Source organism: Tropicimonas marinistellae, from assembly GCF_001509585.1.
GTDB classification, from domain to species: domain Bacteria; phylum Pseudomonadota; class Alphaproteobacteria; order Rhodobacterales; family Rhodobacteraceae; genus Tropicimonas; species Tropicimonas marinistellae.
This window is the reverse complement of record NZ_LNCI01000009.1, coordinates 189380-204637: the sequence shown is the minus strand read 5'-3', so window position 1 is coordinate 204637 and position 15258 is coordinate 189380. Positions and strand designations below refer to the sequence as shown.

15 protein-coding genes and 1 tRNA gene are annotated in these 15258 nt (G+C 63.9%); 5 read left to right on the top strand and 11 right to left on the bottom strand.

Annotation, left to right across the window (positions count from 1 at the left end; translation table 11 throughout):
- Positions 1–6 precede the first annotated feature (6 nt).
- The 5 genes from ARC39_RS19330 to ARC39_RS19310 form a co-directional block, all read right to left on the bottom strand.
- On the bottom strand, positions 7–489 hold the full coding sequence (locus tag ARC39_RS19330; RefSeq protein WP_068116650.1) for a hypothetical protein: 483 nt from the start codon (positions 487–489) through the stop codon (positions 7–9).
- Between the two features lie 147 nt (positions 490–636).
- Positions 637–957: an ATPase inhibitor subunit zeta gene (locus tag ARC39_RS19325; RefSeq protein ID WP_068116648.1), complete on the bottom strand. Its 321-nt coding sequence runs from the start codon at positions 955–957 to the stop codon at positions 637–639.
- Positions 958–1095: 138 nt separating this feature from the next.
- A complete protein-coding gene (locus tag ARC39_RS19320; protein ID WP_068116646.1) occupies positions 1096–1395 on the bottom strand; it encodes a DUF4389 domain-containing protein in 300 nt (99 codons plus the stop codon).
- Positions 1396–1567: 172 nt separating this feature from the next.
- Positions 1568–2824, bottom strand: coding sequence for a M10 family metallopeptidase (locus ARC39_RS19315; RefSeq protein ID WP_068116643.1), 1257 nt, complete (start codon positions 2822–2824; stop codon positions 1568–1570).
- A 155-nt stretch (positions 2825–2979) separates the two neighbouring features.
- Entirely contained in the window at positions 2980–3945 is a 966-nt protein-coding gene (locus ARC39_RS19310) for a Gfo/Idh/MocA family protein (protein ID WP_068116641.1), read from the bottom strand.
- A 391-nt stretch (positions 3946–4336) separates the two neighbouring features.
- Here ARC39_RS19310 and ARC39_RS19305 point away from each other — a divergent pair, with 391 nt between their 5' ends.
- Positions 4337–6181 carry a PHA/PHB synthase family protein gene (locus ARC39_RS19305; protein ID WP_078059364.1) on the top strand — a complete coding sequence of 615 codons (1845 nt, stop codon included), beginning with the start codon at positions 4337–4339 and terminating at the stop codon, positions 6179–6181.
- A gap of 110 nt (positions 6182–6291) precedes the next feature.
- Here the strand turns inward: ARC39_RS19305 and ARC39_RS19300 are convergent, their stop codons facing one another.
- The 3 genes from ARC39_RS19300 to ARC39_RS19290 all read right to left on the bottom strand — a co-directional run bounded on the left by ARC39_RS19300 (position 6292) and on the right by ARC39_RS19290 (position 9938).
- On the bottom strand, positions 6292–7497 hold the full coding sequence (locus tag ARC39_RS19300; RefSeq protein WP_068116639.1) for a calcium-binding protein: 1206 nt from the start codon (positions 7495–7497) through the stop codon (positions 6292–6294).
- 271 nt (positions 7498–7768) lie between these two features.
- Complete coding sequence (gene rpoH, locus ARC39_RS19295; protein ID WP_068116637.1) at positions 7769–8665, bottom strand: RNA polymerase sigma factor RpoH; 897 nt, start codon at positions 8663–8665, stop codon at positions 7769–7771.
- A gap of 232 nt (positions 8666–8897) precedes the next feature.
- Positions 8898–9938 carry an RluA family pseudouridine synthase gene (locus ARC39_RS19290; protein ID WP_068116635.1) on the bottom strand — a complete coding sequence of 347 codons (1041 nt, stop codon included), beginning with the start codon at positions 9936–9938 and terminating at the stop codon, positions 8898–8900.
- 158 nt (positions 9939–10096) lie between these two features.
- Between ARC39_RS19290 and ARC39_RS19285 the strand changes: the two genes are divergently transcribed.
- Positions 10097–10435, top strand: a complete 339-nt coding sequence (locus ARC39_RS19285) for a DUF6476 family protein (RefSeq protein WP_068116633.1) — start codon at positions 10097–10099, stop codon at positions 10433–10435.
- Between the two features lie 52 nt (positions 10436–10487).
- Here ARC39_RS19285 and scpC read toward each other — a convergent pair whose 3' ends face one another.
- On the bottom strand, positions 10488–12020 hold the full coding sequence (gene scpC, locus ARC39_RS19280; protein WP_068116631.1) for a succinyl-CoA:acetate CoA-transferase ScpC: 1533 nt from the start codon (positions 12018–12020) through the stop codon (positions 10488–10490).
- Between the two features lie 428 nt (positions 12021–12448).
- Here scpC and ppk2 point away from each other — a divergent pair, with 428 nt between their 5' ends.
- On the top strand, positions 12449–13372 hold the full coding sequence (gene ppk2, locus ARC39_RS19275; protein ID WP_068116742.1) for a polyphosphate kinase 2: 924 nt from the start codon (positions 12449–12451) through the stop codon (positions 13370–13372).
- A gap of 151 nt (positions 13373–13523) precedes the next feature.
- On the top strand, positions 13524–14069 hold the full coding sequence (locus ARC39_RS19270) for a GNAT family N-acetyltransferase (protein ID WP_068116629.1): 546 nt from the start codon (positions 13524–13526) through the stop codon (positions 14067–14069).
- 64 nt (positions 14070–14133) lie between these two features.
- On the opposite strand, the gene ARC39_RS19265 is transcribed toward ARC39_RS19270, so the two are convergent.
- Positions 14134–14210: transfer RNA gene (locus ARC39_RS19265), tRNA-His, on the bottom strand.
- 250 nt (positions 14211–14460) lie between these two features.
- Here ARC39_RS19265 and ARC39_RS19260 point away from each other — a divergent pair.
- Positions 14461–14658 (top strand): DUF6324 family protein, encoded by a 198-nt coding sequence (locus tag ARC39_RS19260; RefSeq protein ID WP_068116627.1) that lies wholly within the window; start codon positions 14461–14463, stop codon positions 14656–14658.
- A 29-nt stretch (positions 14659–14687) separates the two neighbouring features.
- On the opposite strand, the gene ARC39_RS19255 is transcribed toward ARC39_RS19260, so the two are convergent.
- The gene (locus ARC39_RS19255; RefSeq protein ID WP_068116625.1) at positions 14688–15167 is read right to left on the bottom strand and encodes an MmcB family DNA repair protein; all 480 of its coding nucleotides are present in this window, start codon (positions 15165–15167) and stop codon (positions 14688–14690) included.
- Between the last annotated feature and the right edge of the window lie 91 nt (positions 15168–15258).

Here is a 15258-nt window from a genome sequence, read left to right as displayed (position 1 = left end):
AAGCGCCTAAAGCCCGCAGGCGTCCTGCATTTCCCCACGGATCTTGCCCGTGCCCGTCATCGGGGCACCCAGTACCAGGTCGCCGTCTGCTGTGAGCAACTGGAGATCCATACCCCGGGCGAACTGTTGCAGGGTGTTGTTGGAGGCGACGAGCCGCCCGACGAAGGTCGCTTCCGGCTCCAGGTAGAACCCGTCGATCTGGAAGTCTCCTGCCGAGCCATTGTCCAGCGTGATGCGCATGGTCACGGTTTCTGCCTCGCCATCCGCGTTCTGCATCCCGTCGTGGGGACCGTTGGTCAGAAGGACGGTCAGCGATGACCCGGCCTGACGCGTGCAGCCCAGAATGAAGGTCTTGCCGTCGACCGCGATCTCGCCGCTGACCCCGTCGCCGTCTTCCGCGATCGTCGATGACCAGTTCTGAGCCGACGCCGGGAGCGCGACGGAAGCGGCCAGCAAAAGGACGGCTCCGATCCGGGAAAAACAGCGCATCCGCGTGACCTTTCTGCTCTGTGCCGTGCCATGGTCTCTGACCGGCCACGTGCTGTGCCGGCCCGTCGTGGATCGACTCTTATCAGCCACCATGAGATTCGCAATCGGCCAGCCGCGAAGAGTTGCGCGCCGGACCCGATGTGCAATTCAGAGCGATTTCTCCAACTCCAGCAACTCCTTGGACTCGCGGAAGAACTCCTGCATCTTCCGCCGCACGGTTGCCTCGTCCGTCAGTTCGCCCAGATAGCTCCGGACAATGCGGACGACATCCTCGTCCCCGATCTGGCGCACATCCACGTGGATCATCGACCGGGCGAATTCGCGCGCCTGCGCAACGGTTTCGCCTTTCAGCGTCGACGCCCAAACGGCCAGGAAGCGGAACGCGCGCACCCGCGCGCGGAAGTCCAACTCCGAATCTCGGGCGAATTTCGCTTCTATTGCCCGCTCGCGGTCTTCGAACAGTGACATGTCGGCACTCCTCCCATAACCCATATATTCAAATATGAGGTGCGAAATTGGGATCGCAACCGGCGCCGGCGGTTTTGGCGCAGCCGAAATGCGGGCCTCCGAAGCGAGCCGCGCTGCGCGTTCATGAATGCGGTTGGGTCAGTCCAGCTCTGTCCAGGGCCAGGGCTTCACGTCGCTGGCCGCGGTCTGGTAGCGCGCGGCCTTGGCGATCCAGATCCCAAGATCGGTGCCGAAATCGGCCAGCCGCTCGTTGGGCTGTCGCTTGTTTAATAGCATGATCAAAAACTGCACCACGGTGGCAACCCCCAGTACGGTCTGTGCGATCCCGATCATGAAATAGATGATCAGCATGTAGACCAGCCGCAGAAACAGAGATTCCTCCGTATCGGGGTCGGGTTGCGGCCCGTGGAGGCGTCCTTCGATGTTGTCATTCTGCATGGGGTGCTCCGTTCCAGACCTGGGGCGAGATTAACGCCTGTGCCGCGACGTTCAACACTTGGGCGTCGGCCCGGTATCGGCAAGCCGACATTCGCGTGTCTCGCGGCACGCCGGATTGGATGGGCAGGATATGGGCAGCCGGATCATGGCCTGCAGGGGTTCGGTGCGGCGGTCAGAGGAATGCGATGTCGTCTGTCAGCAGCCAGCGGTCACCCGCATCGGCAACGATGAGCACGTCCTTTCCGAAATCGAACACGACATCACCGTCTTCCTGAACGTGCGCGAATTTCCGGATCACCTGCTTGCGACTCAGCCCGCCGTCCCACAACGCCCTATCGAGTTCGATGCGATCCCAATCGTCGCGAAAATCGAGGATACGGTCCTTGCCGCTGCCCGCGCGGAACACAAACGTATCCGTTCCGCTCCCGCCCTTGAGCCGGTCATTGCCCTGTCCGCCGGTCAGCCTATCGTCGCTACCGCCGCCGAACAGCCGGTCGTTGCCGCCGCGCCCGATCAACTCGTCGTTGCCGTCGCGCCCCTTCAGCGCATTGGAGGCGGCGTTTCCGTAGAGCAGATCCCGCCCGGCACCACCGATCGCGCGTTCGATCACCGTGTCCGGAGAGATGGCGAGGTTGGCGCGGCCGCCGAGCACGCTGGAGAAGGCCCCTGCACGCAGGTTGATGAGTTGCCAGGCGTCGAAGGTCGAGAGGTTGATCGTGTCGGTGCCGCCGGTGTCGACCAGGGTCAGGGACCACGCCTCGTCGAAGCCGGTGAGATGCCAGCGTCCGCCCGAAAGGTTGGTACTGTGCCCGTAGACGGTATCACCGTTGCGTGCCTTTTCGGCGGCCCCGTAGATGGTCTGGATTGCCTCGATGTCGGCCAGTTGGGGCGTCAGAACTTCGGCATCCGAGGCGTTGACGTTCGGGTTTTCGGAGGGGAGGAAATAAGACATCACCGTCAGCTGGGTGCTGTCATAGGAGAACTTGGCGTCGCGCTCGAAATCGGCGGTCCGGTTGTAGTCGCCGCTGTGCCCCAGGCCGAGTGCGTGACCGATTTCGTGCAGATACGTGCCGTAGGAATACGTGTCGAATCCGGTCCCGTACCAGTCGAGCCATTGCCGCGCGATATTGATCTGAACCGAGGTGATGATTCCGTAGAACTCGGTGTGGTCGGTCCAGGCGCCGTTCGCGTCGTCGGTGAAGAGCAGGGTTGCCGATGCGCTGGAAGCCCGGACGAACTCTATGTTGGCGACATCTTCCCACGCGGCCATTGCCGCGTGCGCGAGCCTCTGGCCTTCCGCGTCGAGGCCGCTGGCATTGTAGGTGATTGTTGTCGTGTCGCCTCCGGAACGGTGTTGGTGCGAGGCGTCACCGCTGTCGGCCCAATAGCCGGAGACGAGATAATCGGACAGGTCGGAGTAGTAGGGCATGGCAGCTTCGTGGCGTGTTCTGTGAAGCCGGAGTCAGTGACCTTGCGGTGCGACACATATGTGCCTCCTGCGGCGGGGAGGAAACCCACCGCAGTGCCCCGGACGAGACAGTGTTGCCAGATCAGTTCGGCGGTATTGTGGCGGCGGCAGGCCGCTTACGGTGCCGGATCGGCCGCGAAGATCATATCCATGGCCGCCTGCGTGCCGCGGCTGAATTCCAGCGGGCAGGGGTAGGCCGCGCCAGTGCGCAGGCATTCGCCAAAGCGTTCGACCTGAAGCACGTAATGGTTCACGCCCGGCCAGCGTTCGGTGTGGGTTTCGTTGTCGCGATAGAGGTCCAGCCGCGCCTCGCCGTGGACATTCGCGTTGAACGGATAGTCGAGCCGCAGGACGCCCTCATCGCCGTGGAAAACCATCTCCTGATAGGGCGCGAGCCGTGTCGACAGCATCATCGACATGGTAAATCCGGGGAACGTCAGGAGGCTGCGCGAGGTGGTGTCGTAGCCGTCCACCCAGGTGATCTTCGCGGATGCGGAAACCGGCTCCTCGCCGGTGACGAACCGCGCCGTTCCCAACGGATAGACGCCGATGTCGCGGAGCGCGCCGCCGCCGGTCGCCGCCTGGTTGCGGATGTTGGCGGGGTCCGGGTTGTTGAAGGAAAAGGCGCCGCGCACGTCGACGAGATTTCCGATTGCGCCCTCGGCCACCAAGTCCCGGGCGCGTTGCCATTGGGGATGGTGAACGACCATATATGCCTCGGCCGCCAGCAACCCCGATTTGTCGCGCGCCGCGATCAGCGGGTCGAACTCGCTGGCCGCCAGTGTCATGGGCTTTTCACAGAGCACCGGTTTACCCGCTTCCAGTGCCTTCAGGCTCCACTCCACATGCAGGTGGTTCGGAAGCGGCACATAGACGGCATCAATGTCGGGATCGGCGAGCAGGGCGTCGTAGCTGTCGACAACGCGGATGCCCGGAAACAGGTCCGAGAAGGCCGCCGCTTTCTCGGCCGAACTGGTTGCGACCGCGGCGAGTGTTGCGCCCCGGGCGGCGTGGATCGCCGGCCCCATGTGCTGGCGTGCGAAATTCGCGGCACCGAGTATGCCCCAACGGATCGTGTCCATGTCCCTGTCTCCCTTCGGGTGAGTGCCCGCGTGTCGATGCCGGTCCCGTGCCGTGCGCGCCGAGCATCCTTCATGCCCCGGGGCTTGTCAAAGGCGCACCGAAACGGCGCCGCCCGGTGCGCGACAGATCCGGCGGGCCTGACCCCCCTGAAGAAAGACCCGGGGGCAGACCGCGGCAGGGGGCGGATTCGTGCACAGAACTCGGGCAATTGCATCCGGATTTACCGTTGCTCCACGGTTGGAATGTATCAAATGCGCAGCGTTTGAAAGTGTTGCGCTAACGGTGAAGGAAGGTCGCAGTTACATCCTTCCGCGAAGGGGAGATAACCGGTTTGCTGCATTGCGGCGCGCGCCGTTGCGCTGCAGCGCGGTTGAATCTTACGAGGATATCATGACGACGAGAACGACGAGCAGGACTGCCGCCAAGCCGTCCGACATCGGTCCGGTGCCGGCTCCCGCCACCGGAAAGGCGGCCAACAAACCCGGGGTTCCGGCGGTGTCTCCTCCGGCCAAACCGGCCCCGAAGGCGGCGCGCCGCAGGTACGAGAATCTCGATCGGTCGATCCGGGCGAAAAACGCCCAGATTACCAACGGCATGTCGATCAACGCCTCCCAAGCGGCCTGGACCGATTGGGCGAAGCATCTGGCGCAGGCACCCGGCCGGCAACAGGAACTGATGGAACATGCGGCCGACGGAATGCGCAAGCTGTGGCTGGGCGCGATGGGTCTTGGAGACGGGTTCCAGCCCAAGAAAGGGGACAATCGTTTCCGCCACGAAGGCTGGGATGCGCCGCCGTTCTCGATATGGAAGCAGAGTTATCTCGCCATGGAAGATTGGTGGGAAACCGCCACCACCGAAGTCCGCGGGATGCGGCACAAGTCAAGCGAGCGGGTGGCCTTCCAGTCGCGCCAGATCCTCGACGCGTTCGCACCCTCCAACTACCCTTTCAGCAACCCCGAGGTGATTGCCAAGACGCTGGAAACCGGCGGTGAGAACCTGGTGGCCGGCGCACGGAACTTCACCGACGACCTGGTGCGGGAGGTCTCTGGCGAGAAGGAACCGATGCCGGAGAAGTTCAAGGTGGGCGAGACCATTGCCTGCACGCCCGGCAAGGTGGTTTTCCGCAATGAACTGATGGAGTTGATCCAGTATTCGCCGACCACCGAGACGGTGCAGGCCGAGCCGATCCTGATCGTTCCGGCATGGATCATGAAGTACTATATCCTCGACCTCAGCCCGCATAATTCGATGATCAAGTATCTCGTCGATCAGGGCTTCACGGTCTTTGCGATTTCCTGGGTCAACCCTGACGCGAGCTACGCCGAATACGGTCTGGATGCCTACCGGAAAACGGGTGTGATGGCCGCCATGGACGCGGTGTCCGCCATCCTGCCCGACCAGAAGATCCATGCCTGCGGCTATTGCCTTGGCGGCACCATCCTGTCGATTGCGGCGGCCACCATGGCCCGCGACGGCGACGACAGGCTGGCCTCCGTCACCCTGCTGGCGGCGCAAACCGACTTCACCGAGGCCGGCGAGGTGATGATGTTCCTCGACGAAAGCCAGATCGCCTATCTCGAAGACATGATGTGGGATCAGGGCTATCTCGACCAGGACCAGATGGCCGGCGCCTTCGAGGCGCTCCGCGCGGAGGACCTGATCTGGGCCAAGGCGATCCGGCGGTACCTGTTGGGCGAGCCGGAGAAGCTCTTCGACATCATGGCGTGGAACGCCGATGCAACGCGCATGCCCTACCGGATGCATTCGGAGTACCTGCGGGGGCTGTTCCTGGAAAACCGCCTTACGGGTGGGCGTTACGCCGTGGAGGGCAAGCCCATTGCGCTGAGCGATATCGCGGCGCCGTTCTTCGTGGTTGGAACCGAGAAGGACCATATCGCGCCCTGGAAGTCGGTCTACAAGATCCGCCTCTTCAACGACGCGGAGCAGACCTTCGTGCTCACGGCGGGCGGGCACAATTCCGGCATTGTCAGCGAACCGGGGCACCCCCGCCGCAGTTTTCGCGTCGGGACGCGGTCGGCGAATGAGCATTACCAGGATCCGGACAGCTGGATGCAGGACCGGGATGCGCAGGAGGGGTCGTGGTGGCCGGTCTGGGCGGAGTTCCTGCGATCGAAGGGCTCTGGAACGGTGATTGCGCCACCGGACATGGGGGCGCCCTCCGCCGGGCTGAAGCCGCTCTGCGCGGCGCCGGGAACCTACGTGCATCAGAGCTGACACCGGGCCAAGGTGGCCAGAATCGAACCGCGCCGGACGATGCCGGCGCGGTCTGGGATCAGGCGACCTCTTGCCCACGGCCGGCGACAGGCGCCGCGCGGGGCATTCGATCAGAAGATGAAGTCACTGGAATCGGCATTGGCAAAGCTGAGGCCGTCGATCAGAAGAACACCTTCGCCGCCAAGTTCCGTAAGATCCAGTCGTGTGCTGCCGCCGCCGGCATTTGACAGCGCGGGCGCCACCTCGCTTCCGAAGTCGGATGGCCGGAGGCCAAAGCTGGTGATGTCGATCTTGTCCTTGTTGTTGGCGAAGTCGGTGATCGTGTCATTCCCGGCGGCCGGACGGATGACGAAGACATCGTTGCCGCCGCCGCCGGAGAGCGTGTCGTTTCCGCGACCGCCGGCCAGCTTGTCGGCGCCGGCGTTTCCCTTCAGCGCGTCGTCGCCGTCCTTGCCCCGAAGCACGTCGTCTCCGGTGCCGCCCGACATGTTGTCATTGCCGGTGCCGCCAAACAGCTTGTCTTCGCCGTCGTCGCCCAGGAGCTTGTCGTCGCCGCCCCGGCCGCGCAATTCGTCGTTGCCCGCGCCACCGCTGAATTCCTCGTCATAGGCGCCGCCGAAGATCTTGTCGTTGCCGTCTTCGCCGGCGACAACCCCGACGACCTTGCCATTGGCGCCGCGATAAACGTCGTCTCCGCCCGCAAGCTCGATGCCGCCGATGATCTCGCCGCTGTTGCGGATTGTTTCGGTGGAATCGTCGCCGCCGTACCCGACGTCCTCTCCGACGATCTTGCCGCTGTTGATAATCGTCGTCGTGCCGCTCTGGCCGCTGAAGGCATTGAAGATGCCGTACTGCAGCCCGACGACTTCGCCGGTATTGAAGACCGTGGTGTTGCCGGACCCGGACTGCAGGACCATGCCGTCGCTGCGGGCGCTGATGCTTCCATGGTTGAACACACGCAGGCTGGCCGCCCCGTCCGTTTCACGGAGATCGAGCCCGTCTTCTCCGGACTGGATCGTCCCGTGGTTGGTGACATCCGCAGCGGAGGAAATCCGCGCCGACACGGTATCGGAGGTACTCGACCCGAGGTAACCGGATGCGCCGACATCCAGCCGGAGCGTCGTGCCGTCGTGATCGACGGCTTGTCCATTGAACGCCTGAATCGCACCAAGGACCGTCAGCTTGATACTCCCGGCCCCGTCGACGGCCGGTCCGCTGGCGATCGAGAGCGCACCATTGACACCCAGAAAGCCGGTTTCACCGCTCGCCAGGGTTCTTGCCAGTGTGCTCGTACTGCTAAGGGTAAAGCTTGCCATTCCAATTTTCTCCCAAACTCGGGTTTGTAAAAATGGGAGGCTCAGCCGTGGAAACGGCCAACGAATCCTCCCCTCGTGGCACCGAATCCCACCTGCTTCGATGGGCTAAGTTTCCGGAAATGCGGGGATCGGATCAAGGGTAAGTTTACCTATAGTCAGCGCCGTGGGGTGTCCGGCTGCCGGGCCCCGCCTTCTCCTGGCCAACAAACGAGAAGCCCGGCGCAGGTCGCGCCGGGCTTCGTCATTCTTCCGCGTTGCCGTGCACCGGCTGTCAGGAGGCCGGGAGGATCCCCTTGTCGCGGGCCAGCTCCTTCATCCGCTTCTGGAGCTTTTCGAACGCGCGAACCTCGATCTGGCGGATTCGCTCGCGGCTCACGTCGTAGACGCCGCTCAGTTCCTCGAGCGTGACGGGCGGTTCGGCCAGCCGGCGCTGCGTGAGGATATCCTTCTCACGGTCGTTCAGGGCTTCCATCGCCTCCAGCATCAGGTCGCGGCGCACCGCCATCTCGTTGCTCTCGGCGTAGGCTTCGGCCTGGTTGGCGTCTTCGTCCTCCAGCCAGTCCTGCCACTGGGTCGTGGTGTCGCCGTCGCTGCCGACGGTGGCGTTGAGCGAGGCATCGCCGCCGGACAGCCGCCGGTTCATCGAGATCACCTCGTCCTCGGTCACGCCGAGGTCATTGGCGATCCGGGCGACGTTTTCCGGGCGCAGGTCGCCCTCTTCCAGCGCGCCGATACGCGACTTTGCCTTGCGCAGGTTGAAGAAGAGCTTCTTCTGCGCCGAGGTCGTGCCGAGCTTCACCAGGCTCCATGACCGGAGGATGTACTCCTGGATCGATGCACGGATCCACCACATGGCATAGGTCGCCAACCGGAAGCCCTTTTCGGGGTCGAAGCGCTTGACCGCCTGCATCAGACCCACGTTGGCCTCCGAAATCACTTCGGCCTGCGGCAGCCCGTAGCCGCGATAGCCCATGGCGATCTTCGCCGCGAGCCGCAGGTGGCTTGTCACCATCTGGTGTGCGGCTTCGGCATCGCCGTGGTCCACCCACCGCTTGGCCAGCATGTATTCCTGCTCCGGCTCCAGCATCGGAAACTTGCGGATTTCCTGCAGATACCGGTTCAGCCCCTGCTCCGGAGAGGGGGCGGGAAGGCTTGTGTAATTGCTCATCGTGTCCCTCCTTGCCTGTCGGACCCTTCGCGCGTCATCGGCGCAAAGGAATTCACATAGTATGTATAAACTGAACCGTTCGGTTCAAGTGGTAATGATTGCGTTAACGGTCTCATGTTCTTCAAACGTAGGACGTTGGAGTTTCCGTCGGAAGGGGAATGAAACGCTTGTCACGGGCTATTCACCGATTGTTTCAATCCCGGCCGCGCGCGCGGGGCTGGCGGTCGCGGTGTCAGGTCGTTCCGTGCCGAAGCGCCGTGATCAGCTGCGCCATGTCGTCGGGCAGCGGGCTTTCGAAAGCCATCCAGGCATCGGATAAAGGGTGACGGAAGCCGAGCGACGTGGCGTGGAGCGCCTGGCGCGGGAACTGCTCCGCGGCGCGCGCCGCCTCCGGACCCACGGCGCGCGCGGAGAGCTTTCGGCGACCGCCGTAGACCGGATCTCCGATCAGCCCGTGGCCGACATGCGCCATGTGAACGCGGATCTGGTGGGTGCGGCCCGTCTCCAGCCGGCACTCGACCAGTGCGGCGGCGGGCGGCTGCCCAAATGGTTCCAGCACGCGGGCCCGCGTAATCGCGTGCCGGCCGCCAGACCAGACAACTGCTTGTCGCTGGCGGTCATGGCGATGCCGTGCAAGCTCGGTGGTGATGCGAAGCACCTCCGTGTTTTCCCAATGCGTCCCCCGGACGCCTCGGAGCCGCGGATCGGACGGGTCCGGGCAGCCATGGACCGCCGCGAGGTAGCGTCGCTCGGCGGAATGGGCCTCGAATTGCGCGGCCAGGCCGTGATGCGCGGCGTCGGTCTTGGCCACCACCAACAAACCCGATGTGTCCTTGTCGATCCGGTGGACGATGCCGGGGCGCCGTTCTCCGCCTATGCCGGACAGCGTGTCGCCGCAGTGATGCAACAGCGCATTGACCAAGGTGCCGCCGGGCGATCCGGGGGCGGGGTGCACGACCATGCCGGCCGGCTTGTCCACAACGATCAATGCGTCGTCCTCGTAGACCACCGACAGCGGGATCGCCTCCGGGCGCGTATCGACCTCGGCGGCCGCCGGCAGCGCGATCTCCACCACGTCGCCCGCGCCGACCTTTCGCTTGGCGTCCTGCACGCTGTCGCCGTTGAGCCGGACATGTCCCTCGGCGATCAGCCGCGCCAGGCGTGACCGGCTGAGCGCGGCCGCCTCCGGTACGTCGCGCGCGAGCGCCTTGTCCAGTCGCTCGGCGGTTGCGGATGTGATCTCGATCCGGAGGATCCGGAGCGGGTCGGTCATGGATGGTCCTCGGCTCTCGCGGCCCGCGCGATACGCAGGCATCCAACGCGCGATACGCCGCAGCGCGGGTGTGTGCAAGTTCGCGCCCGCCCGGACGCCACTGGCGCCGCCGCGCGCGGTGCCGTATCAGCGACCGCAGGTAGCGACAGGGGCGGCCCATGGGCGACACGGGGGAGAATGAACGGGAACTCAGCGAGAGCGACGCGCGAACCCTTCGGTTCCTGCGCGGGTTGGTGCTGGTTCTGACGGTAACGATGATTGTCGGGATGGCCGCACTTGTCGCGCTTTTCGCGATCCGGTTCTCCGGGCGTGACACGCCCGCGCCGTCGGCGGGGCAGGGGCTGGTTTTTCCGGATACGCTAGCGCTTCCCGAAGGCGCCGAGCCTCAGGCGGTCACGCAAGGCGCAGGCTGGTGGGCCATCGTCACGACGGCGGGGGAGATCCTGATTTTCGATGCGGATAGCGGCGCGTTGCGCCAGCGGGTCGAGATCGAGTGACCGGGCGTTGCGCGGGCCGGGGGCGGATTTGCCCCGGCCCGCGCGGTTCTGATTACTCCGCGGCCTGGGCGGGCGATTGCGACATGGAGCCCGTGTCGACGAAGCGTTGGTGCCAGGACAGCGCCTCGGACAGCAGCGACGGCGATTGCATCCCGTAGGCGCCGCGCTTGGCACGCTCGAAGTAGTCGCGCAGCATGTCGCGATAAGCAGGGTTGGAGCAGTTGTTGATGATCAGCTCGGCGCGCTGTCTCGGTGCCATGCCGCGCAGATCGGCAAGGCCCTGTTCGGTGACGATCACCTGCACGTCCTGACCGATGTGGTCCACGTGGCTCACCTGCGGAACGATGCAGGAGATGTCGCCGCGCTTGGCGACGGACGGGGTCACGAAGATCGAGATATAGGCGTTGCGCGCGAAGTCGCCCGAGCCGCCGATACCGTTCTGGATCCGCGAGCCCATGACGTGGCTGGAGTTCACGTTGCCGTAGATATCGGCCTCGATCAGACCGTTGGTGGCGATGCAGCCGAGACGGCGAATGACCTCGGGGTGGTTGGAGATTTCTGCCGGGCGCAGGATGATCTTGTCGCGGAACTTCGCGGCATTCTCGTTCATGTAGTTGGCGACATCCGGGCTCAGCGAGAAGGCCGTGGCCGAGGCCATGCGCAGCTTGCCGGCTTCCAGCAGGTCGATCATGCCGTCCTGGATCACCTCGGTGTAGGAGGTCAGGTTGCCGAAGGGCGCGTCCATCAGGCCCGCCAGCACCGCGTTGGCCACGTTGCCCACGCCCGATTGCAGCGGCAGCAGGTTCTTCGGCAACCGGCCGACCTTCACCTCGTGCATGAGGAATTCCAGCAGGTGTCCGGCAATCGCCTCCGCCGTCGCATCAGGCTTGGTGAAGGGCGCGTTGCGGTCCGGCTTGTCCGTCTCGATGATGGCGACGATCTTCTCGGGGTCGCAGCGGAAATGCGGCTGGCCGATGCGGTTGTCCGGGCGCACCATCGGGATCGGCATCCGGTTCGGCGGCAGGGCGGTGCCGTAGTAGATGTCGTGCAGCCCGTCCAGACCTTCGCTCTGCCAGGAGTTGACCTCGAGGATGACCTTGTCGGCCAGGTCGAGCCAGGTCTTGTTGTTGCCGATGGAGGTCGAGGGGATCAGTTCCCCATCCTCGGTGATGCCCGACACCTCCACGACGGCCAGGTCGAGCTTGCCGAAGAAGCCCTCCCACACCATCGGCGCGACGTGGCTGAGGTGCATGTCGATATACATCATCTCGCCGCGGTTGATCTTGTCGCGGGTCGTGGGGTCGGAATTGTAGGGGAAGCGGAACTGGACGCCGTCGGCTTTCGCCAGCGCCCCGTCCAGCTCTGGGCCGGTGGATGCGCCGGTGAACAGGCTCACCTTGAACGGCTGGCCGGCCGCGTGGGCGGCCTCCATCCGGGCGGCGAGCGCGGGCGGGACCTCCTTTGGATAGCCGGAGCCGGTGAAGCCGCTCATTCCCACCCGCATGCCTGACTTTATGTGCGTGATGGCCTCATCGACACTCACGACTTTTTTCCGCAACTCAGCATTGGCAATACGGGACGACATCGGCTGGGTCTCCATCCGGTAAGAGTAAGATAGGGTAGGAACCACGCTGGCCCTTCACGCGCCCGGAAGGCCGAACGCCCGAAAATCCATGGTCAACTAAACTGATATACCAGTCTTCGCTCCGAGTGAACGCCACAACCATGGAACGATTGACGCGGTTGCCGAAATTCCGGGGGATTTCAGCGGGATAATGGTGAGGGAGGCAAAAAAGTACGTGCAATATCAGTCAGTTGCATTGTTACCGCTAACGCGTCATGTTCACGTGTAGAAGCGGATATGCGGAAAGCTATACGCAATCCCGTCCGGCGCGGTCCAAAGCGGGGATATCTGTGTGATTCCTATGTTACAGTCGCCTGATACCGATTGCACGGACCGCCAAAATAGCGCCATTCGGGGCAAAAAATATTGGAAACAGAGCGATGAGCGACATGACGGAAGAGAACCCGCTGGACGACATGCATAGCGACTGGCTGGAGGCCGAACTGGAGGAGACGCTCGACGAGACGTTCGAGCTGGAATTCAGCGAACCGATGCTGAGCCAGGAAATCCGCAAGATCTATCGCGCGGCGCACCCGGACTCGCTCGACCGGCGCACGTATTTCCGGAACCTGTTGCGGCTGCAGTCCGAACTCATCAAGGTTCAGGACTGGGTCGAGGCAACCGGCGCCAAGATCTGCATTCTCTTCGAGGGGCGCGACTCCGCCGGCAAGGGAGGGGTGATCAAGCGGATCACCCAACGTCTGAACCCGCGGATCTGCCGTGTGGTGGCGCTGCCGGCGCCCAACCGTCGCGAGCAATCGAGCTGGTACTTCCAGCGTTACGTGCCGCACCTGCCGGCGGGTGGGGAGATCGTTCTTTTCGACCGCTCTTGGTACAACCGCGCCGGCGTGGAGCGGGTCATGGGGTTCGCGACAGACCACCAGGTCGAGCAGTTCTTCGAGGACGTCCCGGAATTCGAACGCATGCTGGTTCGAAACGGCATCATCCTCCTGAAATACTGGTTCTCGATCACCGATGCCGAGCAGCAGTTGCGGTTCCAGGTGCGTATCCACGACCCGATGAAACAGTGGAAACTGAGCCCGATGGACCTTCAGTCCCGCGTCCGGTGGGAACAATACACCAAAGCCAAGGAAGAGATGTTCGCCCGTACGAACATTCCCGAGGCGCCGTGGTACATCGTCGAGGGAAACGACAAGAAGCGCGAGCGGCTGAACTGCATCGAACACATCCTGACCAAGATCCCCTACGCGCCGGTGGACCACGAGAAGGTCATGCTGCCGGAGCGGGAGTATGACCCGGAATACGAGCGCAAGACACTGCCCGACGAACTCTACGTGCCGAAGATCTACTAGCGCGCGTCAGGCGGCGGGCGGCAATCGCCGCCGATCCGTACCGATAAGATAGGGAGAGCCCCGCCGGTCCCACGCGCGGGGCTTTTCATTTCCCCGTGGTGCTGCAAGGGTCGGCGCCGGGGAGAGCCAACCTATCTGTTCCGGGAATCCGATGCCCTACGAAGACATGCCAGATATCCGCCTGCGCCCCTGCGAGGCGCGGGACATCGCCGCGGTGCAGGCGATCTATGCCGATGCGGTTCTGACCGGGCTCGCGTCCTTCGAGTTGGAGGCGCCGACGGTTGAGGAGATGCAGGCACGCTGGACGAAAATCACGGCGGCGGGTTTCCCGTTTCTGGTGGCCGAACGGGGGGGCGAGCTTTCTGGCTTCGCCTACGCCGCCGCCTATCGGGAACGCCCCGCCTATGCCGGGACGGTTGAGGATTCCGTCTACGTTGATCGCCGCCATCGCGGGGCAGGGATCGGCCGGATGCTGCTGGCGGAGGTGATCGCGCACTGCGAAACGGGCGGGTTCCGGCAAATGATCGCGGTGATCGGCGATTCCGGAAATGCCGGTTCGGTCGCGTTGCACCAGCGTCTCGGGTTCGACCACGTGGGCACGTTCCGGTCGGTCGGCTGGAAGCACGGGCGCTGGCTCGATACCGTCCTAATGCAACGTTCGCTCGGCGCTGGCGACACGGCCCCGCCGCAGATCTGAACCGGGCACCCGCGATTTTGCCGAGCCATGCGCAAGGTATTGCGTTGCTGGTGCGTTAGAGAGGTGGTACCGCCTCCCCGGCTTGAACGGGGGACCTCTGGATCCACAATCCAGCGCTCTAACCAACTGAGCTAAGGCGGCACAGGGCGGTCGTTTAGCCTGAGGCGGGGCGGGGCGCAAGACTTTCCTCGCGCCAGACATTGGGAATCCGGCCAGCGGCGCCGTTGGGCGGGTCAGGTGCCGGTTCCGGATCCGTTCGGCCACTTGCCCAGAGACGACGGTCGCGGTACTGGCACCGGACGCAGTGCGAATGTCTCCGTATGCCGGGATTGATGTGCAATCGAGCTATGAGGCAAGACGATCCACGGCGTGCCGCGCAGAGGAGCCCTGAATGAGCATCAACAAGGAAAGCGACATTTCCGCAAACCTCCAGATCGGCCCGACGTCGCTCGGCATGGTGCGGATCTATATCTCAGGCGATGGTGTGGATCTGCCGATGGACTTCGAGCCGGAGGAGGCCGAGGAAATTGCCGAGGAGTTGCGCGCCGCTGCCGAAAGGGCGCGGAACGCGGGTGGCAAGGCCAAGTAGCGGCGTGCGCATTGGGCGCGGCCGATGGGTCAGGTGACGTCGTCGCTCAGCAGCGCCGCCACGCCCGGGTCGCGGAAGGCGTGCAGCCGGCGCGCGGCGTGGCGCGCGAACTTCTGCGTCATGACCTTGCGGCGGGCGCCGGCGAGCTTGGTCTCCGGGCCCATGCGGAGGATCTCCGCATCGTAGGAATCCGCCAGGATCAGGCCGGTTTCCGGTGGAAGTAGCTCCGTTGGGAAGTCGGAGTCGACAGCCCAGAAGAAGCGGTCGCACCATTCCAGGTATCCATGCCATTTGCGGTCGGACGTGAAATCCGCGCGGCTCGATTTGCACTCCACGACCCAGATCTCGCCCTTTGTCCCGAGCGCCATCACGTCGACGCGCAGGCCCGGGGTGGGAACGAGTTCCTCCACTGTCACGAAGCCATGGCTTGCGAGGTGCCGGCACACGCCGCGCGCCAGCAATTGACCCGGCATGAGGGCGTCGAGAGGGGAGGCAGGCTGTGAGTTCATGGAGGCATGGTGAACAATAAGTGAACATTTGGCAATGCAAACTTGCGCTTGACGTGATACCTTTTGGTACTGTAATTCATACGTGAAACCA